We start from the raw sequence: 24,655 nt of genomic DNA, 5'->3' as shown, positions 1-24,655 counted from the left end.
GGGGGGCGTAGCATGCTGCGTCCCCAAAAATTGGGGTATTCATGCAGGATTTGCTCTATAAATAGCCATCCCTTCGACTTCGCTCAGGGACCGGCTATGGCTGTTTTTATCGTTGGGGGTGCCGCGCTAGCGGCATGGACGATTGGTATAACTCACTCCCCCCCCTACCCATCCACCCATCCCCCCGCCCACCCATCTACCCGCCCACTCCCCCACCCTCCCCTACGGCCTCACAATAAATGGGTTATCAAGCCTCGCTGCCCGCAGCTGCAGCACCAGTGCCTGATACACCGCGGCGCACACGTCGGCGCGGCTGGCCACTCGGTTGGGGTGGAGCTGGGCAATGTCGGGCACGTTGACCACCAGGTTGAGCTGGGTGGCTTTGGCGATCGCATTCACCGCGTAGTCAGGAATTTGGTCGCGATCGCGGTAGTACCCCAGCAGGCTCAAATTGCCGGGCTGGTTGGGTAGCAGGGCCAGCCCCGAAATCAGCGCTACCCACACCTGGGCCCGCAGCAGGGGGTTTTCTGGCCCAAAGGTCTGGTCAGGGAAGCCCGAGAGAAACCCGCCCCGGTAGGCAGTTTGAATAGCGCTGGCCCCCCAGTAGCCCGAGGGCACATCGCGAAACAGCTGAGCGGGGCGGCGGGGGGCGGGGGCAAAGGCGCGGTTAACCAGGGCCGCAAACTGGGCCCGGGTCATGGGCTGGGCGGGGTTAAAGCGGCCCGCATCATCCCCCTGCACCAGGCCCAGGTTCAGCAGACCCTGAATGAAGTCCAGCGCCCAGTGCGTTTGAATGTCGGGAAATGAGCCTCGAGACATGGTGGTAGGGGGTGGGGTGACACCGATATTTAGGCGGGGAGCTTTTTCCTGCGCCACCAGCCCTTGATAGATTAGCACCGCCACCTCGGCGCGGGTCATGGTCTCTAGGGGCCGCAGCAGCCCTGGGTCGGGGTGGTTGATTACAACTCCGGCCTGGGTGGCGCTGGCCAGAGCATCGATCGCATAGCTGGGAATTTGGGCGCGATCGCGGTACACCCCCAGCCCGCTGGCGGGGGCGGGCGGCAGCTTTAGCCCTGTGGCCACCGCCACCATCGCCTGCACCCGCACCATGCCCTGCTCGGGGCGAAAGGTCTGGTCAGGAAATCCGCCCAGAAAACCCTGGCGCTGGGCCTGGTCGATGGCGCGGCTGGCCCAGTGGGTGGGGGGCACATCTACAAAAGTGACCGAGGCTCGCACTGGGGCAAGGCTGTAGCTAGCGGCAACCAGAGCGGCAAACTGAGCCCGGTTGATTGGATCTTCAGGGCGGTAGGTATTGTCGGGGTAACCCTTGACCAGGTTGCGATCGGCCAGGGCCTCAATGTAGGCGGTGGCCCAGTGGTTCCCCAGATCGCGAAACCGGCTGGGGGTGGCGGGGGCCGGAGGTGGCGTTGGGGCGACGGCGATTGGGGGAGCTGGGGTTTCCCCTGGAGCGATCGCATCGGGCGCTTCGCCAGAGGCCGGGCGACTGAGCAGCGGCGGCGGTACCGCAGCGGGGTCGGGCTGCTGGCTCGCCCCCAGGGTGACGGCCCCCACCAGCCCCTGGGGCACCACATCGTTGCCCACCAGCAGCAGGCTCTGGCGGGTGTCGTTGCGCAGGTCGGCCTGGCGGTTGTAGCGCAAACTGTTGCCCGCTGGGTCGTCGGGCTGGCCCAGGTCGGGGCGACCCGTGTCCTGCACCACCAGGCCCGTTTGGTTTTGCCCCAGGCGAGTTTGCCGCAGCACCGGGCTGGCCGAACCCGCGATCTGCACGCCAATTTGGTTGCTAGAGCACTGGCAGCCGCGCATCAGCGGAGCGGCCGTTTGCCCGATGTAAATGCCGGTGCCGCAGCGCTCTACGGTGCAGTCTTGCGCTTCGCCACGAGCCTGGTCGGTAAAGCTCAGGCCGCGATCGCCGCAGTCCTCCACGCGTGTTTTAGTCACTAGGGGCCGGGCCGTACTGGCCACCTGTAGCCCCACCACACACTGACTGAGGCGGCAGGCTCTCACCAGAGGCGCGCCAGAGTTAATCAAAATACCGACGCCCTGCGGGTTTTGCACCGTTACCCCCCGCAGCTGGCTCTGGCCCTGCATCACCAGCCCTACTGAGCTGCCCCCCGGCCCCGCGCCACCCCCAGCAATCACAATTCCCTGGCCCTGGGTGGCCTCCTGCCCGGCGATCATTACCCCATCGGGCACGGTGATGGGGAAGCGTTCCCCCGTGGCGGCGCTGTAGGTGCCGGGGGCCAGCTTGATCAAGGTGTTGCCCTGGGTGGCCCCCAGCGCCACCGTCAGGGTTTTGTGGGGCAGATGGGGACGGCCCGAGGGTTCGTCTACCCCCCGGGTGGGGTCTACATCTAAGGTCTTAGCGATGGTGTCCAACGGCAAAACGTCCTAACAACAGCCCTGATGGCGGCGGTGAATTCACGAATATTGCCCTGCCAAAATACCGCTATGCCAAAATATCGTTATGATCTAAACCAAATTCAAGTTCAGAAGCGGAGTTTTGCCGGTGGGAAAGCTCTAGATCCTAAGCTGAATTTGGTACAGCCAAGTTAAAAGGATAGGGCGAAAATTGTGATTGCGGTTGCCGTTAGCCTAAATCTAGTGATTGCGCTGTTTTGCTTCTACGTGGCCTGGCGGGTGTGGCGGCTGAGCAAAACCTTGGGAGCCGTGGCCGATGCTTTGGTCAACTGGGAGCGCAATACCCACAATGTTCTCAATCCGGCGGTGGTTCCTCCCGCTATTTTGCGCGGCCAGTCGGGGACGGCCTACCTGCGGCAGAGCTATGGCCTGCTCCAGTTTCAGCTGCAGCGCCTAGAGCAGGTGATGGGCATAGTGGGCCTTTTGCCTATGGCCAATCGCTGGCTCAGCGCGCGCGGACGCCGACCCGGCTCTAAGATTAAAACGTCTCTGCCTAAAAGACGATAGGATTGCTCCGGCCCTCACCAGTAGAATGGTGAAGCTACCGACGGTTGGGAAACGGGCGGGGCGACGGTTTGGCTACCCACAGGACAACAACACCATGAGCGACAAGCAATCTGGAGGGTTTATTGGCGGACTGATGCTAGGGGCCGCCATGGGCGCGGTGGCAGGTCTGCTGGTGGCTCCCCGTACCGGGCGCGAAACCCGTCGCATTTTAAAAAAATCCGCCGATGCCCTGCCTGAGCTGGTAGAAGATCTCTCAACCTCGGTGCACCTGCAGGCCGATCGCCTCTCAGAGACGGCCCTGGTCAACTGGGAGCATACCCTGACCCGGCTGCGCGAGGCGATCGCCGCTGGTCAAGAGGCCAGCCGCCAGGAGTACGAGCAGCTGAGTGCTACCCCCATAGCCACCAATGGCTCTGGGCAGGAGTAAGAGAAGAGTAGGAGGAGGAGTAGGAGCATCTGTTTTGGCCGACCCGCTGTTTTGGCTAGCCCTGTCGTTTTTGCTGGTCGTCATTAGCTTGACGGCAGTGTTGATGGTGGCCATTCCCGCTATGCGCGAGCTGGGTCGAGCCGCCCGCAGCGCCGAAAAAATGTTCGACACCCTCAGCCGCGAATTGCCTCCTACCCTGGAGGCAATTCGCCTCACCGGGTTAGAAATTACCGAGTTGACCGACGATGTCACTGAGGGAGTGCAGAGTGCTGGGCAGGTGGTGCAGCAGGTGAACCAAAGTATTGTCACTGCCCAGAGCGGGGCCAAACGCCTGAATACGGGCACCAGAAGCCTGTTGAGCGGAGCCCGAGCCGCCTGGAAAACGTGGGCTGGTTCTGACAAAAATCAACCCGCAAAGCGACCACCAGAGCGTATTCGTCAAGCTCCAGTGCATTCTACTCAGCAATTGCCGGCTAGCGGAATAGCTGCCCCTGGAGAGAATGACGTAACTTCGCCTGAGAAGCCGCGCCTGCAAACACCACCTGAGCACCAGGAAAGCGATCGCCGCCCTAGGTCAGCCTTCGACACCATTTCCCCATCAGACGGTGAGTTGCCCTTAGATAACGCTGATACCCTGGAGCGAGCGCCAGAAGATCCCCACCCAATAGCCGGTTTTAAGCAGGAATAAAGAGATTTGTATGAATCTAGGGGCTGTCGTCAATTAGCTGCTGAATGCTTGAAAATTCCAGAATTGCAGTCTCTAGCCTGTTTGGTCGGTAGGGTACGGCAACGCTAGTAGGAGAAGGGTTTAGCCAGAATTGACGACATGCCCTAGCCTAGAACGCCAAAACTGATCTGTCCAACTCCAGCAGCATTATCAGGCTGCAAACAACACTAGCAGGCAATCAGTCGGGCCGCTAGCTTCACCTCAAAGACTTGCTCAAAGTAGTCTTTTTTGTAGTTCAGGTTCCACATTTCTGAGGCACAGTCATCGTTGGCGTGGGCGGGGATGATGTCCATCTTGAGCACGTTGGTATCGGTATCAAAATCGCAGGCAATGCTCTCAACGGCACCAATCCCCCGGCGATCGAGGGCCACCGCCAGCCGCAGCAAAGCGCTGAGGTGGGTGACCATTTGGCGGTGGTAACGGGTGGGCAGGCTGCGGTAGTTGTCGTGTTTTTTCTTTGGGGTGCTCTTGCGGTGGTAGCGGGCGATGTTGGCAATCACTTCTAGCTCGGTTTCGGTGTAGCCTAGCAGTTCGCCATTGCGAATCAGGTAGTAGGAATGTTTGTGGTGCGATGAGTGACTGACAAAGTGGCCGCAGTTGTGCAGGATAGCAGCTGCCCAGAGCACCTCCTTTTCCATGTTGCCCCAGGTGTGCAGACTGCCTCGGGTCTGCTCAAACAAATCCATAGCAAACTGGGCCACCCGCCCAGAGCGATCGAGGTGCACCTTGTATTTTTTGGCGGTTTTGAGAATGTTGCGCTGCCGCACCGACTTTTGAAACTGCATGCGGTCTTCGATCAGACCGTGGGTGAGCATCCAGTCGACCACTACCCCCTCCCGCAGGGCGCGCTCGCAAATGGTGATGCGATCGGCGTTTAGCAACCCCATCGCCTCCTGCAAAATCACCGCCCCCGCCACGATGATCTCGGCCCGCCGCGCCGACATTTCCGGCATCTCCAGCCGCTCGGCGTAGGTGGCCTGGCGCAGGGTCTCGACCAGCCGCGAAACTTCCTCGTAGGTCATCTGAAAACCGTTGAGGGGGTCGGGCACCAGACCCAGGCGATCGCTAGCTACCAGAGCCGCTAGGCACTCAATTGTGCCCGATGTCCCCATCAGCTGAATCGGTTCCTCGGGCTGAAGGTGAGACTTAAGCCCGGTGGTATTGGGTTCGATCATGCCCCGCACGTAGGCCCGCAGGGTGCTAAATTCTGGCTCTGAAATCGGGTCGGTGGAAACAAACTGAGCGGTCAGCCGCACCGCGCCCACCTTTGTGCTGCTGAGAAAGCGATGGGGTTCGCCCGTGCCCAAGATCAGCTCGGTGGAGCCGCCGCCAATGTCGATAATGGCGTGGGGCTCGCCGTTGAACTCCACGCCTGAGAGTACGCCCAGGTAGATCCGGCGGGCTTCTTCGGTGCCCGAGATCAGGTTGATGGCCAGGCCAATTTCGTCATAAACCCGCTCGATAAACGCCTGTCCGTTGCTGGCTTCACGCACGGCGCTGGTGGCAACGGCGACAATGTCTTCGGCCTTGAGGCTGGTGGCGATCGCGCAGCACCGTTTTAGCGCTTTAATCGCCCGCTCCATCGCCGCCTCCGACAGCCCGCCCGTCGCCTCGTTAAAGTCTCCCAGACGCACGGTCTCTTTTTCGCGATCGACAATGGTAAAGGCGGGCAGGTCAGGCTGAATCTTGACCACCACCATGTGAATCGAGTTGGTGCCCACATCAATGGCTGCAAGGATGCGATCGCCGGTAATTTCTGACGGGGCAAAGTTGGCAAAATCTGTTGCTATGCTCGACTCGCGAATCGAGGTAGTACCTGTCATAGTGCGTCCATGCTGCTTCGTTTCAGATCTTACCTGCCTGGTTGCAACCCATCAGGATGGTGGAGAAACTTTACTCAGAGTTTAAGAGGTAGAGGGGTGGAGGGTGGAKGGGTAGGCGGGTGGATGGGTGGGTGAATGCAAAATTAAAAATGCAAAGTTCAAAATTTTGAATTTTGCATTTTGAACTCTTCCCCTTCCTCAATCTCCTCACCTTCCTCCCCACCCCTTCCCCGCTAAACTCATGGAAACACCACGACGGGGAGATCATGGCCGTTGACTACGATGCAGTGATTCTGGGCGGCACGGTGCAGGGGCGCGAGGCGGCGGCGTTGGCGGCCCGCGAGGGGGCGCGGGTGGCCCTGGTAGAGCCGCTGGGGTCGGTGGATGGGCTCATTCGTCGTCAGCTCATTCTCACCGCGATGGCGGCAGCCCCAGGGACTGATTGGCATCGCTTGCAGCATCAGGTTAGGGCGCTAGAAGCCGTGGCCTACCCCCACCTGAGTCTCGATCGCCTGGCTACTGGCGGTGTGGACGTGGTGCTAGAGCCGGGTCAGTTTAGCCCTCGACCCCGGCTGGCGGTGACGACCCTAGCTCGACGGCTCACGTCGCGCGGCTACCTGCTGGCCCCCGGCACCGAGGTCACCGTACCCGACATTCCTGGCCTGGCTGAAACTCCGCACTTTACCCTGGATAGCCTGCTGGAGCTGGAGACGCAGCCAAAAACCGCGATCGTGCTGGGGCGCAGTGGGGCGGCGATCGCTCTGGCCCAGGCCCTGGCTCGGCACGGCACCCGCACTACATTGGTCAGCCGGGGTGAGGTTCTCTTGCCCACCGAAGATGCAGACCTGTCTGCCTTTGTTAGTGTCCTACTGGAGGCGGCGGGGGTAACGCTGAGGCTAGGCACGCAGATCGAGACTATTCGCCAGAAAGACGACGTCGAACTTTTGCTCAGCGACGGCGGCGCGATCGCTGCCCAGGTGCTGGTGCTGGCCACCGCTCCCCATCCGCTGCTAGAAACCCTCAATTTAGCCAGCATCGGCATTTGCCCCCGCACCGTTCACGGCAACACCACGGCCCTGCCTGTGGACGATCGCCTCGCGACTGCCCACCCCCGTGTTTTTGCCTGCGGTCCGGCGGTCGGCGGCTACTGGGCAGAAACCACCGACCATCAAGACGTTGCGATCGCTTTGCGCAACCTGCTTTACCTGCCGTGGCGCAAGCTGTCCTTTCGCGATCGGCCGGCCCTGCTGCACACTACGCCAGAGTACGCCCGCCTGGGCCTGACCGCCACCCAGGCCCACCGCTGGTACGGCAGCGAGGCTGCGGTGCTACAGGTGCCCTTTGGCCAACTGCTCAAAGCTCATCACGGCGATGACATCACCGGCTTTTGCCGCTGGGTGGTGCGTGGCAACGGGCAGCTAATTGGCGCTCAAATTTGCGGCCCTGGGGCCAGCGAACTGATCCACACTCTGGCGCTGGCTATGCAGCAGGGCATTGCCCTCCCCCAGCTGGAGCGCCTGCCGACACTACCCCACAGCCTGGCGGCTATTCTGCCGTCAATGGTGAGCGCCTGGCAGCAGCAGCGTTGGCACCCCGGTACCTGGCGGCGCGACTGGGCCGAGAACTGGTTTAACTGGCGGCGATCGCGGTGAATGGAGTAGGGGCAAATGCCATTTGCCCTGCCGGGGTAGCTAGCGCAGGCTTTCGCAGGCAACGCCATCGCTGTCGCCATCTAAGCGATGGGGGTCGCCAGGGGAGGCGTTGAGCACAGCCTGGGCCTGTTCCCAGGTGGCGAAGTCGCCACAGTCGCAGTCGCTCGATACGCAGGTCGGTAGGTTGGGAGCTGCCGCTGGGGCCGTCGCCGCTGGCGCTGGGGGCGCGATCGGTGGCACGGGGGCCACAGCGCCAGAGGATGAGCCACCCCGACGAAAATCCCAGGGCATGGTGGGGTTGGGCTGGCTCCAAAAGTTGCGGCGGGCGTTGCGGGCGGCGGCTTCGGCCTGGCGGTAGTCGTCGGCAGTGGCGGCGCAGCCCGCAATGTACTGCTCGTAGACCACGGCGTAGCCCTCGCGCACTAGCTGCAGGCCCACCGACTGGTCGCCGCTGTAGATTTCGGCCACGGTGCGATCGTAGCGATCGCGCTCGATGGCCCGCACCGTCACCGGCTGACCGGTTGAGAGCAGCTGCCGCAGCCGCAGCGAGGCCTCGGGGCCAAAGGCCTGGTTGCTTTCGGGTGCATCCACACAGGCCAAGCGAATGGTGAGCGGGCCGCTCTGCCCCTGCACCCGCAGGGTATCGCCATCGCCGACAGAAACCACAGTGGCGGTGGGTAGGGTTTTGGCGGCGGCGGCCTGGGCGGCGTAGGCCAGATTGGCTTCGTATTCCTGGCGCTTTTGCTGGGCGGCAACAAAGCGATCGCTGCCGCTGGGAATGGCGCTCAGGTGGGCGATCGCCTGCTGCCACTGCCCCTCCACCTGTCGCCAATCGCTGGCCGACTGCGCTGTTTGGGTCGCTACCGCCGCCGCCATTCCCTGCTCTAGCGCCTGATTGTAGCGCTGCTGCCACTGCGCTTCGCTAGCCTCTGCCTGGTCAGAAACCTCGGTCGGTAAAGGGCGTTGCCGATCGGCTTCGGCTCCTCCAGACTGCATATCGATTGCCCCCAGCTCAGGCCGTGCGGAGCATCCCGACGCCAAAATCAGTAGCCCGAGGGCTTTAATGCCCTGGGCAAGAGGCGCTAGTTGATGTTTGCGGGGTTGGGGCATAGTCAGGCCAGTCTAGCGCTAGTGTCACAAAAAATGTTGCCCTGTATACCAAGCATGCCGATCTCCAGTGCTCGGTAGCTCAGCACTGTCGAGTACAGAGCGATCGCGCAGCAGCCTGCATCAGGGCACAGAAATCTGTTTCTACCGCCCAGCCCCTCAATCAGGACGGCGACAATATTCTTTACAACGTATGCGATCGCCCGGCAGGCCGTGAATTTGTTGTGTCTTCCGAAATCGAGGTGGCCGTGGATCACGCGATCGCCCACCCCTGGCTCAGCGGCTTCAGAACAGGCATTTTTTGAACCTGTGATTCTTCGCGTTATTTCAACGACCTCACCCCGGCTTGGGCTGCTTTACTCAAACTGCTTTGTCGCGGCGTTCCAGGTCAGCAAGTCGTAACTCCCCGATCGGTGCACCAGTAGAGCAATCGAGCCCCCAAGGGTTGGATTGGTCAGCGCTACCAGCGACTGGGGTGCGAACAGATCGCTGTAAAGCACCTGATTATCTGAGTTCAGAATCACTGTTTTGGGAGCCGACCTGTCCACCGGTAGCTGCCACTGGGTCAGCTGAGCCAGTGCGGCGTCATCCCAGGTCAGCACTCGCTCGGTCTGGCCGTCGCCGGTCAGGTCAAGACTGTGCTGAGCCAGATTGGTGAGCGCCCTGGCAAACTCCGCCGGCAGCGGCTGACGGCCAAAGAGGACAGCGCCGACGGGCGTTGCGATCGCCTCAGCATCGGGTCTTTGGCGCTGACTGGCATCGAGCCAGGTGAGCGCCCCCTGGGAAAACACCAGCGGCGGCAGCACCGAGGCATCGACCGCTGGGCCAGTGGCCAGCAGGGTGGTAGTGCCATTGGCCAAAGTCAGCCCCCGCACGGTGAGGAGGCTGGGCACCCCGGTGGTAGGGGTAACCCAGCGCAGTACCTGCGGCGAGGCCTGGGCGGCGGTGCGCACCGCTGGCCAAACCACGGCGGGGTCAGCCGTGGCGGGCGTAGCAAAACCCTGCCGCCAGGTTTGATTTTGGCGGACGGTTCGCAGCTCTACGGCATACCACTGACCCAACGCAGAATCGAGGGTCTGGCCCGGTGCAGCGTACCCGGTTTGGGGAGCAGAAATGGGTCTGGCCTGACCAATGATGGCCTCCAGCGGAGCGATCGCGATCGCCCCATCGGCCACCGTTTGAGCCGGCGCGATCGCCCCTTGGCCCAAGTCCTGACGGGTCGCCCCATCGCTCTTGTTGGCTACGGTCTGGGCCTGAGCGCTAGACAGGGCGGTGAGCATTCGATTGAGCCGCTGGCGACTCGCAGCGGGCACCGGCTGGCGAGTCAGCCAGTCCTGGGTTGCTCCATCCAGGCTGGTGGGCTGGTTTTGCTGAGCTTTGAGGGCTAAACCACCCCACACATAGACCGCTGGCTCGGGGTTGGGCTGCGCCGCTGCGGCGCTAATTCGGCTCCACATGCGACCGCGATCGGTGGCCAATCGGCTAATTAGAGTCGGCAGCAGGTCGGTGTTGGCCTCCAGTTGGGTCAGGGCGGCCTCCCACCGGCCGTCGATCAGCAGGGCCAGCACTTGCTGGGTCGGCGTTGACCAGTCTTGGTCGGCCTGCTGTCGGGTGATGGCGGCGTGGCGCTCAGCCAGTCTGAGCTGAGCCTCGGCGACAGGAGTCCAGCCCTCGGCCAGAGCGGCTTTGAGATCGCTCAGAGAGGTTGCGGCCAGACTCCAGAGACCACTGCGGGCCAGACGCAGCGCCTGCTGGTAGGCCCCCGCCCGAGCCCCAGCATCCCCAGGCACTCGCACCCACGACACCGACTGCAGGCGCGGTGTTGCCCCAGCTATCACTTGCCATCCCTGGAGCGCTGGCTCCAGTCCTACGGTTTCGTCAATGATCAAATCGCTGGGGCCATCGCCATCCAGGTCGGCCCACTGAGGGGGGCGGTTGGCGGGGCTGCTCCAGGGTTTGAGCAGCTCTAGCCGCTGATGCTGAGGGTCGTAGTGCACCAGGTGGCCATAGCGTAGGGTCAAACCCTGCTGCGGCCAGCTGCCCTCCAGGGTGAGCCAAATGCCGTCAGTCGCCACTGGCGGGGCGGGCAGGGGCACTACCCGGCTAAAAGCAAACGTAGACGGAGCCGCAGTGGGGGCCTGGGAATTGTTCAGCCAGGGGGCCAGCACCAGGTCTTTTGAGAGGGGGGGAATGGGGAGGGTTGCGATCGCCCTCAGCTCGCCTTCGCTGTCCTTGCCCTGCAGCAGCGCGAGGGACACAATCGCCCCCGATGCAGACGATTGCAGCGGCACGAGCAGCATGCCCCTGCCATCAGGGTCGGGTTCGCCCAGCCGCAGCGGCTCGCCCAACCGCTGCTGGTCTGCCTCTGCCTGCCGTCGCAGATCCTCCAGGCTAGTAGCCGGGGGCAATGCCATCTGCTGCGATCGCTGAAACTGCGCCAAAACCTGAGGCAACGCCTCTGGATTGAGCATGAGCCGCAGCCCCAGCCGAAAGCTCAACCCCACCAGCGCCAGCCCCCCACCAAAGCTGATTAAGGCCAGCAGCACTCCCAACCAGCCCCTCAGCCGTCGGGGACGGGCCCCAACCCAAATTTGCACTGAGCCAGGCGCACTGGGGCCAAAATGTTTAGGGCGAAACGGAGAGCTAAGGGGCATAGTTGCGGTGCCAATTTCACCTGCAACTTTATCGCAGGATAGGGCAATCGAGGGTTTCTAATCGCGCCTGAGGCTAACTCGTCACATTTCAACCGACATCCCTGGTCTGCATTTCTCCGAAAAAGTTGAGTTGCCGACCAGTGCGGGAAAGCTGGACGTAGCCGTCTGTGCGCACCTCACCCCCCTAGCCCCCTTAGCCATGATATTCCTACTCAAGCGCTTAGCTTCTAGCAAAATTCGCACGCGAATTTTTGGCGGGTATCTCTGCGGGGCGATCGCCCTGATTGGCGTCGGGACAATGATGTACTTCGCCGTCGGGCAAATACGCACCAGGCTAATTTCGGTCAGCGCGTCGCAGCAGCAGCTGTCCCGCGCCCAGCAAATCATGTGGTTAGACGAAGTGCTGACTCAGTCGATGCGCAACTACGTATTGACCCAGGACAGCCAGTGGCAAGACCGCTACGACACTAACTTTGCCCCCCTGGAAAACCTGATCATAGCGGCCCAAGCCAACGCTGCCGATCCTAAAATACAGGCCCTTTTTGACGAGCAAAAAGGGCTTAACGACAAATTGGCTGAGATTGAAACAGACGTTGTGAACCTGCTGCAGTCGGGGCAGCCCGAACAGGCCCTTGCCCTGCTAGATGGACCCGAGTACCAGAGCACCAAAGCGGCCTACACTGGCACCCTTGAGAGTTTTCTCAACGATTCTCAAAACGGGCTGGCCGCCCTCGAAAATGAGTTGGGTAATACCCTAGATTTTGCTACCCGGCTGGCGCTTTACATTTTTGGAGGCAGTGTCTTGATTGGCCTGGGAGTGGTTAGCCTGGCTTACTACCTGGCGGGCCGCATCACGCAGCCGATTGTGGCCACGGCGGCGATCGCCCAAAAGGTGGCGGCTGGCAACCTGTACGCCAAAATTCCGGTGGGCAGAGAGGATGAAATTGGCCAAATGCTGAACGCGCTACAGGTGATGACAACGCGCCTGTCTACCATCATTCAGGACGAGCAGCAGTCCGCCAAACGAATGCTAGAAATGTCTGACTGCCTCAGCGGGGCCGCACAAGGGCTTTCGCTAGGAAATTCAAAACAGGCGGCCAGCGTAGTCCAAACTACGGCCGCCATTCAGGAATTGAACGCCATCATCAATCACAACGCTCAGCAGGCCGAATACACCTATCAATCAGCTATTCAGTCGGTAACCAGGGTCGATGAGGGCGAGAGGGCCGTCGCCGAAACGGTGCAAGTCATTCAAGACATCATCGCCAAAATCAACGTCATCGAGGATATTGCTGAGCAGACCAACATGCTGGCCCTCAACGCCACCATGGAGGCCGCCCGGGCCGGAGAAGCGGGCAAAGGGTTTGCCGTTGTCGCCAAGGAAGTGCGCAAACTGGCCGAGCACAGCCGCCTGGCCGCCGAGGAAATTACCGCTCTGGCCGATCGCAGCATGGTAGTCAGCAAACGCACCGGCGACCTCTTTCAGCAGATCGTGCCCAGCATTCAGCAAACCTCAGAGCTAATCGCAGAAATTACCCGTTCGAGCCTTGAGCAAAACAACGGCATCGCCCAAATCAACAGCGCCATGGTGCAGCTCGACGAGGTGACCCAGCACAACGCCACGGCGGCCGCCCAGGTGGCCGCCTCCAGCCATGACATTGCCGCTCAGGCAGAGCAACTGCAGCAGGCCATGGCCTACTTCAAGCTTGAGGCCGCCGCTCCCCATAGCACCAGGTAGACCCCTAAGCGACCTAGGCCAAGTTCAGCCACCGCTATTGGTTTCCTGACGCTTCAAGTCAACTATGGCAATGAATTGACCTCAGTAGATAGCTCACGTAGGGCGTTGCTCAGGCCGAAGGTAGGGCGACCTGCTAGAGATCTTGCCATCCCAAAGCGAAGGCGGCCATAGTTGCTCCCCAACCAGGACAAGCTCTCGGTCTGGCAGGGGCAGGTTCAAGCTGGGCGAGACTCCTTAAACCCTGCACCCCTTCACCCCACGCTGTCGAGGTCCTGATGCCAGATCTGCTCTTGTAGGGCTTCATTCTCCAGGCTGAGGGCCACGGCCCGCTGCTTGAGGCCGTCGCGTTCGGCGGCGATTTCCTGGCAGCGGTACTTGAGGCTGGTTTGCTGGTGGAACTGCTGCCCCAGTTCGGCGCTGAGTTCGGCAATTTTTTGCTGCTGGGCGTCAATAATAGCCCTGAGCGCAATTGGATCCTCCCTGTCGGGCTGGGGTTGGGTCGCCGGAGGCAGGGCGAGAGGCGCATCTGATTCGATCGCCCCACCAATTCCCTGACTCGCGCCGTTGACGGAGGCCTGCATGCGGGCCAGAGTGACCTGGTGGCGGGTGAGAGTATTGTCGAGGTGCTGAATGTGCTGCTGCGCCGCCTGCAGCTTGCTGCTGAGGCTAACCGTGAGCGATCGCGCAATCATTACCTCAGAGTTTAAATCTAGGTCATGGATGGGCGATCGGCCTACCGCCAAACCCTGGTAGTGGTTCTTGAGCCTCACCAGATAGTCTTGTACCTCGGCCTGGCCCTGGTGAACGCGTACCCGCAGCCGCTCTAGCTCAAGCTGCTGGTCAATTATCAGATCCTTAACGCCCGCCACCAGCTGTTCGAGCACCTGCGATTGCCACTGGTCTTTGGCCTCTAGCTGCTGCTTGAGGTTGACAATAATTTTCTGCTGAACGTTGGAATATTCTTCGGTCTGGGCGAGGTGGGCCTGGAGCATCTGGTGGTTGGCCACCTGCTCCTGCATATCTTCTAGAGATTCTTTGGCCTGATCGAGGGCCTGCTGCAGCAAACAAACGCGTTGAACCAGCTTGAAGTCCAGCGAGCTTTCCTGGAACATGGGCGGAACCGATGAAGAGGAACTCGGAGCAAAGTGACGAAACTAACGTGACCAACCTGGAGGGGTAAACAACTAGCGACTCGGCTGAGACTTGGTACGCATGCTCAATTAAGCAGTACCCTACCAGGCTCGCGGTGGGGTCGACTGTGAGGGACACTACTTAGGACCAAGCCCATACTGAAACTTTACATCGCCACTAGGATTAAATCGATAGGGGCCGTAACCCTGATTTGAGCCTCTTAGAACCCTGGAATCAGCCACCACAGGCTCAAACCCAGCAGTCCTGTGCAGGCGTGCTGAATCCAGCGCTGAGGGCCAGACTGGCGACAAATTTTGGCCGTTAGCCACACTGATAGCCCCATACCCAACAGCAGCGTCACACCCTGGAGAAAGGCTACCACTGCAGGGTGGGCAACCCAAACCGGCAGATTTGCCCCTGAGGCTCCAAGGGTGGCTAAAGACACGGGCAAAATGCGCCCTCCCTCCCCCAGACCTAGCCGCAGATAGTGGGCCAGGTTGGCGGCCCACACCAGGGGTAGGTAGCCATAGGCCAGCCGCACCACTGGGCGCGGGGTTAAATTCTGGGACCTGCGCCAGAGCCACTGGATACCTTCGACTGTGAGGGGAAGCAGGGCGGGCAGGGCCAACAGCCCCAGCGCCACCAGGCTGTGGCCCACCACCGTACCTGTGGGCAGCTGAATTCCCAGGCGCGCCTCTAGCTCGGGCAGGCGGTGCAGATACACAGCCCCTAGCAGCAAGAACATCAGCGCCACCTCGGCGGCGCGGGGCCGGTGCGTTGTCCACAGCTCGATGCCGGGAGGGCGCAGGTTTAGCTCTACCGAGCGGTGGGGGCAGGCCTTGAGGCAGGTCATGCACAGCACGCAGTCGCGGTTGTCGACTAGCTGAGCCGGGTGCGAGTACAGAGGACAGCCGTTGGTCTCTTGCCCTTCCCCCTTGGCGGGGCCGCCCTTGTAGCACTGGTAGGTAGTGCACTCCGCCGAGCAGGTGCCCTGCTGTGCCCGCAGCTCGGTCATGGAGAGCTTGGCGAATAGGCCGTTCATGCCGCCGATGGGGCAGAGGTAGCGGCACCAAAAGCGGCGCTCAAACAGGGCCGAGAAGATCATGGCCCCGGCGGTGATCAGCAGCAGCAGGCAGGCGGAGAGGTAGGCGGTGTCTTCTAGGTGCCACACCTCCTCCCAAATTAGAATCAGGGCAAACAGGGCAAACAGAAACCAGGCTCCCCAGCGCTCCGCCGCCTGCCGGGGCCAGCGTTTGAGCCGACCGGGAAACAGTTTTTCAGAGATCCACTGGGTGACTTCGCCGTAGATCATAAACGGGCACACCGCGCACCACAGCCGCCCCACAAAGGGAAAGCTCAGCAGCACCAGGGGCCACCACCAGGCCCAAAACACCGTCAGGGCCACATTCTCATGGCGCTGCTGGGGGCCAAACCAGAGCACAGCGATCACCACCGCGAACAGCCCCAGGGTAAGGCCGTAGTTGATGCGATCGGGCCACCAGGGGCTACGGAGAAACCGCCGCAGGTCGGGGTAGCGGTTGAGCAAATTTAGCCGCAGCTGTTTCTTTTTGCTCTGGGCGGGCCAGATGATTTCCTCAGTGATTAGCCCGCCGCCCGAGAGCTGGGCCGCCGCCCGCTCTACCAGGTTCTCTAGCTCGCGCAGGTTGTTGGGGAAGTCGTAGGACTGCAGGCGACGAATGGCTTCGGGGGTAACGGTAATGCGCCCGGTGCCCCGGCGGCGGCAGATCAACGACAGGTAGTAGTTGACCCAGTCTTCGATATCGGCCTTGCGCACTCGCAGGGGTGGCACCTTGATGGTTTCGGCCACCGCACCGCCGAGGACGGGGAGACCCTGCTCGGAGAGCAAAATGATTCGGGCTTCAGCGGTTACCAGCGGGGCATCGCCGTTGCGGCCTGCGGGGCGGTACTGTCCGGTTTTGAGCAGCTGGGCCACGGGTTCGACCAGGTCGGCATCGAGCTCGTTGGGGTTGTTGAGCACCAGGGTGCCCTGGCCCAGCGCATTCAGCAGGCCCAGCCGCCCTCCGGCTCGCCCAAACAGGTCGGCTCCGCTAGCTTGCAGCTGGCCGCAGTCTACTTTGATGATCGGCAGCCGCCGCTGGGTCGAGCCAAAGTGGATCAGGGCGGCGAGGTTGTCTTTCTCTAGCCCCGGCTCGCCAAAGATCAGCACCGAGCGGCGATGGCTAGCGGCCCCGCGAATTTCGGTCCGCAGGCGATCGCCGTACCGACTTCTCCCAATCACCCCCCGTTTGGCCTTGGCTACCAGGTAGGGGCGCAAAATCCCCTGGCGCTCCTGCTCGCGGTCAAACTGAAACGACAGCCGCTTGACCGCATCCACCAGCTGTCGGGTAAAGGTTTGCAGAATGCCGGGGTACTGCTCGACGAGGGCTTGAAACTGGGCGCGATCGACAAACCAGAGGGTGCTGTCGGTGATGGTGCGAATGGTTTGCTCGACGGGCTGATCCAGCAGCAGCGCCTCCAAATTCAGCACCGCGCCGGGTAAAAAGCTCAGCCCGCCCAGCTCGGCCACGGTTTCGAGCCTGCCCTGCCATACAATGTAGAGACCCTGGGGCTCTTGCCCAGCCTCGACCACGGTTTCGCCCGCCCCTATGGTGACGGTTTTAAGCTGGCGGGCGAGGGGGGTCAGAGTGGTGGCGGGCAACAAACTGAGGGGGGTGCGCTCCTGCAAAAAGATTACCCGGTCGGATACAGTCATGGTTCACCCCACGCTCTACACGGTGTAGCCCCATGATGATGGCAAATGACCTCTGGGTGCCTTTGGCATTACTCAGCTTAATTATTGCGGCGGCAATAGCCTTTAGCCGCGCGAAGTGAGCCCATTCTTGAATGGGCAATTTGGGGTTAACAATTTAGGTTTATCAATCCATCACAACCAAAATCATGATCTGATGGCACGCTTTGCTTTGCGCCGTGGCTCTAGCTCCTCAAAATAGCTGACGTATTGGGGTAGCACCTCCAGATCGCGAACGGTCCAGCGAATTTGCTTTACAGCCTGACTCATGCAGCAACAGCGAAATTGCAGAGAATACCCTTATTCTACGGCCGTAGGACGGCCGTAATAAGATGGAGGCAGGGTGGGCTGCACCTCGATGACTTGGCGCAAGCAAGATGAAGCCTTTCGCGGAATTGCCGTAGGTATTTGATAAGTGGCAATGGAGTTAAGGAAGGCCAAGAAAACAGATAAACCTCAATGCTAAAATCAGTACGGAGCCTGAACAATGAAAGCGATTGAAACTACCGCCACCATTAACGACCAGGGGCAACTAGCGATCGATCTCCCTCCTGACATTATTCATCGCGATCGCGTCCGGGTTATTGTGCTAATCCCAGAAGAAGGGGAACCTGATAGCACTTTAGATAATGATCTCGATGACGACCCTATAGAACTGGTAATGGAGAGCATTCGTGAAGGCTGGCAACAGGCTCTAATGGGCCAGACTCGCCCTATCGCCGAGCTTTGGGATGGCTTAGATGCCGAATAATTCCCCTGTCCAGGTAAATTTCACTGATCGCTTTGCAAAAGAACTGCACCGCCTAGCTAAACGCTATCGTCAAATCCAGCGTGACATTCGGCCTATTATTGAAAGACTCCAAGCAGGTGAAGCTTTAGGCGATAAAATCCCAAATTTGAACTATACCGTTTTCAAAGTCAGAGTCAGGAATACTGATACTCAAAAGGGTAAAAGCGGTGGCTATCGCATTCTGTACTATCTAAAAACTGAAACGCAGATCTTGCTAATTACTATCTATTCAAAATCCGACCGTGCAGATATTTCTGTCACCGAGATTCAAGACATCCTGAATCGGGCTGAAAATGATTTGAACGGTTAACACGCCGCACCTGATGATATCTGCCATCATTCTGACTAAACTTTCTCGGCTAAAAACTCCACCAGGCGCGTCACCTTGGCCGATAGGTGACGATTTACTGGGTACAGCGCGTAGATATTGATCGCTGGCGGTGAGTAAGCCGCCAGAATAGGGTGCAATCGCCCCTCCTTCAAGTCTTTTTCCACAATAAAGTCGGGCAGCATGACGATGCCTAACCCCTCCAGCGCAGCGGCTCGTAGCACCTCGCCGTTGTTGCAGCACAGCGGCCCGTTGATGGTGACGGTGTGCGGCTCGTCGCCTACCAGAGTCCAGCTGTTGTCCTGCGATCGGTGGCCGTAGTGCAGGCAGGCGTGGTGCTGTAGATCGTCTGGATGGGTGGGGGTGCCGCGCTGCTGTAGATAGTCGGGGGCCGCACACAGCAGCAGGGGGCAATGGGCCAGGGTATGGGCAATCAGCCCTGGGCCAGGGGGCTGGGCGGCAATGCGAATGGTGATGTCGAAGCCTTCCTCAATCGGGTCGATGCGGCGATCGTTGAGCACCAGCTCCACCTGCAAGTCGGGGTACTGGGCCATAAACTCCACCACCAGCGGGGCCAGGTGCAGGGTGCCAAAGGTCATTGGCGCGTTGATGCGCAGGCTGCCGCGCGGCTCCTGCTGAAGCTGGGTCAGGGCCAGCTCCGCTTCTTCGAGGTCGGCGAGGATGGCGAGACAGCGATCGTAGTAGGCCCGCCCGGCATCGGTGGGGGAGACCTTGCGGGTGGTGCGGTGCAGAAGCTGGGTTTGCAGGTGATCTTCCAGGTTCATCACCAGCTTGTTGACCTGCGATCGCGACAGATCCATCCGGCGGGCAGCGGCGGCAAAACCGCCCGCTTCGACGACTTGGGTAAAGGCGCGCATGCTTTCGAGTTTGTCCATCTTGGGGAAGGGGAGTGGGTGGGCGGGTAGGCGAGTAGGCGAGTAGGCGGGTAGGTGGCGGTCCCTGAGCGGAGTCGAAGGCGGTCCCTGAGCGGAGTCGAAGGCGGTCCCTGAGCGGAGTTGAAGGGGGAAATCAATTGTCTCCTTTAAGACGACAATATGTCCATAAAATTAGGTATTGTCGTTTATTTGGATTCAGTATATCTTTAATTTATTCGGATGTTTCCAATCCATTGACACAGGAGGTGTCTCTAATGATTACGGTTCGTCCTGCTAGCGATCGCGGTGCTGCTAACTTTGGCTGGCTCGATTCTCGTCACACATTCTCCTTTGGCAACTACTACGACCCCAGCCACATGGGCTTTGCCAGCCTGCGGGTGATCAACGAAGACAAAGTGACCCCCGGCCAAGGCTTTGGCACCCACGGCCACCGCGACATGGAAATTGTCACCTACGTGCTCGACGGGGCGCTGGAGCACAAAGACAGCCTCGGCACGGGGTCGGTGATTCGCCCTGGCGATGTGCAGCGCATGTCGGCGGGCACGGGTATTCGCCACAGCGAGTTCAACGCGTCTAACAGCGACCCGGTGCATTTTCTGCAAATCTGGATTTTGCCTGAGGCCGAGGGCATTGACCCCGGCTACGAGCAAATTTCGATCGCACCGGAAACCAAGCAGGGGCAGCTGCGCCTGGTGGGCTCCCGCGATGGGCGCGATGGCTCCGTTACCATTCACCAGGATGTGAGTTTGTACGCCACCGCGCTGGCTGAGGGCGATCGCGTTGAGCATGCCCTAGCTCCGGGCCGGGTAGCCTGGGTGCAAGTGGCCCGAGGAGCCGTCAACCTCAATGGCCACGACCTCACCGCTGGCGACGGAGCCGCCGTCAGCGACCTCGACACCGTGAGCCTGACTGGTACTAACGAGGCCGAGGTGCTGGTGTTTGATATGGCTGCCTAAGCCGAGGATAGCTGCGGTGCATCCAGCAATTACTCATTAACCGCAGCTATCTACTTCTAAGGCTCGCGGAGGCAGGGGATACCTGCCTTCGCAGCATGCCCGTGCTACGGAATAACCTAAGCGAGGAGCGAACGATGGCTGAACCTGTAATTGCCGATACTAAACCTGTGGTGATGGAGCTGGAGGCAGGCGACTACTTTTGGTGCACCTGCGGCCAGTCAACCAACCAGCCCTTCTGCAATGGTGCCCACGCAGGTACCGAGTTTGTCCCGATGAAATTCACCCTGGAGGAGAAAAAGCAGGTAGCGCTGTGCGCCTGCAAGTACACCCAAAATGCCCCCTTCTGCGATGGTAGCCACACCAAACTATAGACGACGTTGAAACCCCCGTAGCCCCAGGTGAAGCGTAGGATGCACCTGGGGCTACAGTTTTGGTGAGAGAATGGGGCCTATTGTTCTCTCGTTCTCCGCGATGCCTCCAGCAATTTGGCAACCCCCAACCCTGCGGCAAGACGACGCTGAAGACAGCGATCGCCGGGCTACCTGGCTAGAGCTGTTCTATGACCTGGTGTTTGTCGCCACCATTAGCCAGCTCTCCCACTACCTGAGCGGGCACCTGAGCTGGGCTGGGCTACTGAGCTTTGGGCTATTTTTTGTGCCGATCTGGTGGTGCTGGGTGGGGGCCACCTTTTACGCCACCCGGTTTGACGCTGACGGCTTGTTCGATCGCCTGTTTGCCTTTATGGAAATGGTGATTGTGGCGGCGATGGCGGTGCATGTGCACCACGGGTTGGGCGGCGGTGATATCGGCTTTGCCCTCTGCTACGCGGCGTTTCGCGGGTTGCTGGTGCTTCAATATCAAATTGCGGGGTACTACAACCCCATCACTGAGGGGCTGGTTAGGCACTACTCCGTAGGGTTTGGGCTGAGCGTGCTGCTGTGGCTGGGGTCGGTGTTTGTGCCCGCTCCCTGGCGCTACGTTTTGTGGATGGCCGGATTGCTGATTGACCTGAGTACGCCCCTGACGGCCGGGCGGCTGGTGGTGCAGGTGCCGCCCAGCTTTACCCACGTGCCAGAACGGGTGGGGCTGTTCACGATAATCGTGCTGGGGGAGGCCGTGATTGGGGTGGTGCGGGGGTTGAGCAATTTAGACTGGACGCTGGCCGCAGAAACTACGGCCGTGCTGGGGCTGGCGATCGCCTTTTGCCTCTGGTGGCTGTACTTTGACTCGGTAGACGGCTCGCCCCTGCAATCGATGCGAGCGGGAAAAATGGGCACCGCCCTATCCTGGCTCTACTGTCACTTGCCCCTGACTGCAGGCATTGCCATGGCCGGGGTGGGGCTAGAGCACATGATTGCCAATGGCCCCACCACGCCGCCAGAGCAGGCCGAACTGTGGCTGTTTTGCAGCGCGATCGCCCTGGTGCTGTCGGCTTTGGCCGCCATTCACTGGATGACCTGCACCCTGGGCACGCCAAGGTTTAGGCGCAGTTTGAGCACCTATCGCCTGGGGTCGGCTCTGTTTGCGATCGCGCTCGCTATTTTGGGCACCAACCTGCCGTCGCTGGGGATGGTGGCCTGGTTGATGGTAGCCTGTGGCATACAAGTGGTGTTTAACTTGATTAAGCCTAGGCCCGTCGCAAAACAACCCCAGGCCTAGTAAACGGCTTCGCCGGCCAGCGTTTCGACGTCAGGCTTAGCTGCTATGTCGCAGTCGTTCTCGGGTGCGGCTGCTGAGGCGCTCGGCAACCAGATCGCGGTCTCGGTTGGTTAGCCCGCTGATACGCTGCTGGGCCTGGTTAAGCTGATGATTATCCGATAGGCGATTAATCAAATCGGCCTCGTAGGACCGCTGCCTGGGACTAAGACGTGACTTTCCCATAGGATGAGACTGGTGACAGGAATCAGTAACGGAATACTGTCCCTAGTCTAAGTTCAAACCGGAGACCTGGGAAACTGGGCGGGCGTTAGCAAGAAATTGTTACCCGAGCGGTTGACCTGGGCTGCATCCGTCAGCCCTTCGCTCACCGCCGGGTACAGGTGCCGCCGCTGCCGCTGCCGCGATCGCTAGATGCCGTTATCTAGTGCCTCAGTTAGCTTGTCGAGGTAGAGCCCCATCAGGTTGCCCTGGTCGGCAGGCATTGTAGAGCGCACTTCCTCCTTCAGCAGTCGATAGGCCACAATGCAGGCGCTCTGGCGGTTGAAGGAGCGAATAATGTTCTGCATCCAGACCAGATACTCTTCCATAAAGCCGTCTTCGTCGTTGAGCAAAATGCCCTTAGAAACGTACTCTAGGGTAAACAGCATGTCGCGCTGGCACTGCTGGGCGTGCTCCTGCACTACCTGACGATGGGGGGTTTGCATCAGCCGCCGCAGGGCGTTGAGCACCAGTTCTTTGCCGTGGTCTCTAACGTAGCTGTAGAGGCCAACGCGGGTTTGAAAGGCCTCCATCATGTGGTCGAAGGGGCGTAGCTCTAGATCGCTCAGGTAACGACCGTCGGCTTCGCGGATGGCGGTGAGTAAAGCGTTATTCATAGCAGCTAAGGCGCGATCGCGCGGCCTGGATGGGTTCCTTCCCAAGATGCCCAGCCCGGTCGAAGTGATCCTTGATACCGAAATAATTCTTAGTACTGAAGCAAGCAGCTCCCCAAAGCATTTACCACTTCTTACAGCACAACCAGGGTGTCTGAGCCCCTATTCCTGTTGTTGCACGAGCGTCCAAACCGTTTGCAACAGCGTTTCTGGCTCAATCGGTTTGGTGATGTGGTGCTGAAATCCGGCTGCTAAGGCTTGCTGCTGATTGTTTTCTCCCGCATAGGCAGTAACGGCGATCGCCAAAATATCTCTGCCCTGGTCGGGCGATCGCTCCCTGATGTGGCGAAGCAATGTATAGCCATCCATATCGGGCATGCCGATATCGCTAATGAGCAAATCAAACGTTGCTTGCTGTAGCTGGCCTAACGCTTCATTTGCCGATTTTACCTGGGTAACCTTTGCACCCTGCTGTTCTAGCAGAAAAGTAACCAGCTCGCGTGAATCTCTCTCATCATCGACAAAAAGCACTCGCAATCCACTCAACTGCAGCTCTGAGCGATTGCGCGCCGAGGGATGATCGGAATGCCGTTTTGAGACCGCCATAACAGGAAGCCGCACGATAAAAGTTGAGCCCTGCCCCTCGCCTAAACTCGCGGCCTGAACGGTGCCGCCGTGCAGTTCGACCAGGTGACTGACGATCGCTAACCCCAACCCCAACCCGCCAAAAGCTCGAGTCGTGGTGCTGTCAGCCTGCCGAAAATAGTCAAAGACGTAGGGCAAAAAGCTAGCGGTGATGCCTTGGCCAGTGTCACTGACCGTAATTTGAGCGTAGGCAACGGGGCCTTGCGGAGAGGCACCGTGGTCTTCTTCAACCTCAATTTGCTCTAGCCGCACCTGCACACTGCCACCCTGGGGCGTGAATTTAACGGCGTTGGAGATTAAGTTCCAAATGACCTGCTGCAGGCGGCCAGAATCGCCTAGAACTTGCCCAACATTGGGTTCAAAGCTGGTCTCAATGTGGATAGATTTTGCCTCAGCCGCCAGCTGCACTGTTTCAAGCGCAGACTTAATGGTGAAGGGTAGACTAACTGGAACGGTGTTTAAGCTCAGCTTGCCCTGAAGAATACGGGAAACATCGAGCAAGTCTTCAATGAGTTGCGCTTGTAGCCTAGCGTTTCGCTCAATGGTTTCGAGGGCATACTGCGTTTTTGCTGCGTCTTGCTTTCTGGTTTGCAGTATTTTTGCCCAGCCAAGAATGGGGTTGAGAGGCGATCGCAATTCATGGGACAGCACGGCCAAAAATTCGTCTTTGATGCGATTCGCCTGCCGCAGTTGATCCGCTTGCTCGCGGGTCGTTTCATACAGCGCATCTAGGCGTTGGTTGCGCTCTTGTAGAATCAGCTCTGCCTGCTTGCGTTCATCCTCGATTTGCTTGCGATTGGTAATGTCTACCAGGGTCAAAACTGCCCCTGTAAAGGTGCCAAATTCATTGAGAACTGGGTCCATTGTTTTGGCAAACCAGCGTCCCTGGCTTTGCAGCTCTAGCATTTGGCGCTGGTATGTTTCTTTGGCACAGTAAAAGCAGGTGCCGTCTCCTACCCCCAAAATGGTATTCATCAACTCATAGTGGACGTGCCCCACCATATCTTTAGCGGGTCTACCAAAAAGCCGCATCATGGCCTGGTTACAGCGCAAAATCTTGCCCTGCTGATCGAGCAGGCAAACGCTGTCGTTAATGGCATCAAAGGTGGTTTGCCACTCCCGCGCTGACGTAAGCGCTAACTCCTCCGCCTGGCGAATTCGAAAGAGCGATCGCACCGTTGCCAGCAGTTCAATGGGTTCAACGGGCTGGGCTAAATAACCGTCCGCGCCACTGTCTAATCCTTCAGCCTTGTCCTGGCTTTTAACAAAGCTGGCGGAGAGATGCAGCACCGGAATAAAGCGAGTTTGCGGGTCAGACTTGATCTGACGACAGACTTCAAAGCCGTTTAGATCGGGCAACTTTACGTCTAGAATGACCAGCGCTGGCTGATGGTGGGCGATCGCCTCTAGCCCTGCGGAACCTGTTGCCGCTTCTACAACGGCAAACCCTGCATTTTGCAAAATTCGCCTGACGATGTAACGATTGGCTTCGTTATCATCAATATGCAGGATGGTTTCGCTGGACTCAAACATG

At 59.7% G+C, this 24,655-nt stretch carries 20 protein-coding genes; 10 read left to right on the top strand and 10 right to left on the bottom strand.

All coding sequences use genetic code 11. The annotated features are described in order from the left end of the window. Positions 1-222 precede the first annotated feature (222 nt). The gene (locus IQ265_RS14500) at positions 223-2,397 is read right to left on the bottom strand and encodes an S-layer homology domain-containing protein (RefSeq protein WP_194054788.1); all 2,175 of its coding nucleotides are present in this window, start codon (positions 2,395-2,397) and stop codon (positions 223-225) included. A gap of 195 nt (positions 2,398-2,592) precedes the next feature. Between IQ265_RS14500 and IQ265_RS14495 the strand changes: the two genes are divergently transcribed. The 3 genes from IQ265_RS14495 to IQ265_RS14485 all read left to right on the top strand — a co-directional run bounded on the left by IQ265_RS14495 (position 2,593) and on the right by IQ265_RS14485 (position 4,061). Beyond that, the gene (locus tag IQ265_RS14495) at positions 2,593-2,946 is read left to right on the top strand and encodes a hypothetical protein (RefSeq protein ID WP_194054787.1); all 354 of its coding nucleotides are present in this window, start codon (positions 2,593-2,595) and stop codon (positions 2,944-2,946) included. Between the two features lie 94 nt (positions 2,947-3,040). Continuing rightward, positions 3,041-3,373 (top strand): YtxH domain-containing protein, encoded by a 333-nt coding sequence (locus tag IQ265_RS14490; RefSeq protein ID WP_194054785.1) that lies wholly within the window; start codon positions 3,041-3,043, stop codon positions 3,371-3,373. Positions 3,374-3,407: 34 nt separating this feature from the next. Then, on the top strand, positions 3,408-4,061 hold the full coding sequence (locus IQ265_RS14485; protein WP_194054783.1) for a DUF948 domain-containing protein: 654 nt from the start codon (positions 3,408-3,410) through the stop codon (positions 4,059-4,061). 206 nt (positions 4,062-4,267) lie between these two features. On the opposite strand, the gene IQ265_RS14480 is transcribed toward IQ265_RS14485, so the two are convergent. Then, positions 4,268-5,923: a Ppx/GppA phosphatase family protein gene (locus tag IQ265_RS14480; protein WP_194054781.1), complete on the bottom strand. Its 1,656-nt coding sequence runs from the start codon at positions 5,921-5,923 to the stop codon at positions 4,268-4,270. 266 nt (positions 5,924-6,189) lie between these two features. Between IQ265_RS14480 and IQ265_RS14475 the strand changes: the two genes are divergently transcribed. Then, on the top strand, positions 6,190-7,575 hold the full coding sequence (locus IQ265_RS14475; RefSeq protein WP_194054779.1) for an FAD-dependent oxidoreductase: 1,386 nt from the start codon (positions 6,190-6,192) through the stop codon (positions 7,573-7,575). 39 nt (positions 7,576-7,614) lie between these two features. Here IQ265_RS14475 and IQ265_RS14470 read toward each other — a convergent pair whose 3' ends face one another. Together IQ265_RS14470 and IQ265_RS14465 are read right to left on the bottom strand one after the other, a co-directional pair. Beyond that, positions 7,615-8,685, bottom strand: a complete 1,071-nt coding sequence (locus IQ265_RS14470) for a thermonuclease family protein (RefSeq protein WP_228037891.1) — start codon at positions 8,683-8,685, stop codon at positions 7,615-7,617. Between the two features lie 353 nt (positions 8,686-9,038). After that, positions 9,039-11,336: a hypothetical protein gene (locus IQ265_RS14465; RefSeq protein ID WP_194054777.1), complete on the bottom strand. Its 2,298-nt coding sequence runs from the start codon at positions 11,334-11,336 to the stop codon at positions 9,039-9,041. 199 nt (positions 11,337-11,535) lie between these two features. On the opposite strand from IQ265_RS14465, the gene IQ265_RS14460 reads away from it, so the two are divergent. Then, positions 11,536-13,074 carry a methyl-accepting chemotaxis protein gene (locus tag IQ265_RS14460; protein ID WP_194054775.1) on the top strand — a complete coding sequence of 513 codons (1,539 nt, stop codon included), beginning with the start codon at positions 11,536-11,538 and terminating at the stop codon, positions 13,072-13,074. A 251-nt stretch (positions 13,075-13,325) separates the two neighbouring features. Here the strand turns inward: IQ265_RS14460 and IQ265_RS14455 are convergent, their stop codons facing one another. Next, on the bottom strand, positions 13,326-14,186 hold the full coding sequence (locus tag IQ265_RS14455) for a hypothetical protein (protein ID WP_194054774.1): 861 nt from the start codon (positions 14,184-14,186) through the stop codon (positions 13,326-13,328). A 239-nt stretch (positions 14,187-14,425) separates the two neighbouring features. Beyond that, positions 14,426-16,939, bottom strand: a complete 2,514-nt coding sequence (locus tag IQ265_RS14450) for a cyclic nucleotide-binding domain-containing protein (RefSeq protein ID WP_194054772.1) — start codon at positions 16,937-16,939, stop codon at positions 14,426-14,428. 523 nt (positions 16,940-17,462) lie between these two features. Here IQ265_RS14450 and IQ265_RS14445 point away from each other — a divergent pair. Both IQ265_RS14445 and IQ265_RS14440 read left to right on the top strand, forming a co-directional pair. Continuing rightward, positions 17,463-17,726: a hypothetical protein gene (locus IQ265_RS14445; protein ID WP_194054770.1), complete on the top strand. Its 264-nt coding sequence runs from the start codon at positions 17,463-17,465 to the stop codon at positions 17,724-17,726. Continuing rightward, positions 17,716-18,075 (top strand): type II toxin-antitoxin system RelE/ParE family toxin, encoded by a 360-nt coding sequence (locus tag IQ265_RS14440; protein WP_194054769.1) that lies wholly within the window; start codon positions 17,716-17,718, stop codon positions 18,073-18,075. The genes IQ265_RS14445 and IQ265_RS14440 overlap by 11 nt, the downstream gene beginning before the upstream one ends. 35 nt (positions 18,076-18,110) lie before the next feature. On the opposite strand, the gene IQ265_RS14435 is transcribed toward IQ265_RS14440, so the two are convergent. Then, entirely contained in the window at positions 18,111-18,989 is an 879-nt protein-coding gene (locus IQ265_RS14435; protein ID WP_194054767.1) for a LysR family transcriptional regulator, read from the bottom strand. Positions 18,990-19,243: 254 nt separating this feature from the next. On the opposite strand from IQ265_RS14435, the gene IQ265_RS14430 reads away from it, so the two are divergent. From IQ265_RS14430 to IQ265_RS14420, 3 genes are all read left to right on the top strand, one after another. Next, positions 19,244-19,945, top strand: a complete 702-nt coding sequence (locus IQ265_RS14430; protein ID WP_194054765.1) for a pirin family protein — start codon at positions 19,244-19,246, stop codon at positions 19,943-19,945. 134 nt (positions 19,946-20,079) lie between these two features. Beyond that, positions 20,080-20,316 (top strand): CDGSH iron-sulfur domain-containing protein, encoded by a 237-nt coding sequence (locus tag IQ265_RS14425; protein WP_194054764.1) that lies wholly within the window; start codon positions 20,080-20,082, stop codon positions 20,314-20,316. A gap of 100 nt (positions 20,317-20,416) precedes the next feature. Continuing rightward, positions 20,417-21,604: a low temperature requirement protein A gene (locus tag IQ265_RS14420; RefSeq protein ID WP_194054762.1), complete on the top strand. Its 1,188-nt coding sequence runs from the start codon at positions 20,417-20,419 to the stop codon at positions 21,602-21,604. Between the two features lie 36 nt (positions 21,605-21,640). On the opposite strand, the gene IQ265_RS14415 is transcribed toward IQ265_RS14420, so the two are convergent. The 3 genes from IQ265_RS14415 to IQ265_RS14405 all read right to left on the bottom strand — a co-directional run bounded on the left by IQ265_RS14415 (position 21,641) and on the right by IQ265_RS14405 (position 24,654). Beyond that, a complete protein-coding gene (locus IQ265_RS14415) occupies positions 21,641-21,826 on the bottom strand; it encodes a hypothetical protein (protein WP_194054760.1) in 186 nt (61 codons plus the stop codon). Between the two features lie 185 nt (positions 21,827-22,011). Further along, positions 22,012-22,479, bottom strand: a complete 468-nt coding sequence (locus IQ265_RS14410; protein WP_194054758.1) for a hypothetical protein — start codon at positions 22,477-22,479, stop codon at positions 22,012-22,014. A 159-nt stretch (positions 22,480-22,638) separates the two neighbouring features. Then, positions 22,639-24,654, bottom strand: a complete 2,016-nt coding sequence (locus IQ265_RS14405; RefSeq protein WP_194054756.1) for a response regulator — start codon at positions 24,652-24,654, stop codon at positions 22,639-22,641. Between the last annotated feature and the right edge of the window lies 1 nt (position 24,655).

Source organism: Nodosilinea sp. LEGE 06152 (assembly GCF_015207525.1).
Lineage (GTDB): Bacteria > Cyanobacteriota > Cyanobacteriia > Phormidesmidales > Phormidesmidaceae > Nodosilinea.
Note: the sequence above shows the minus strand (reverse complement) of the source record. Positions and strands in the feature narration are given on the sequence as shown.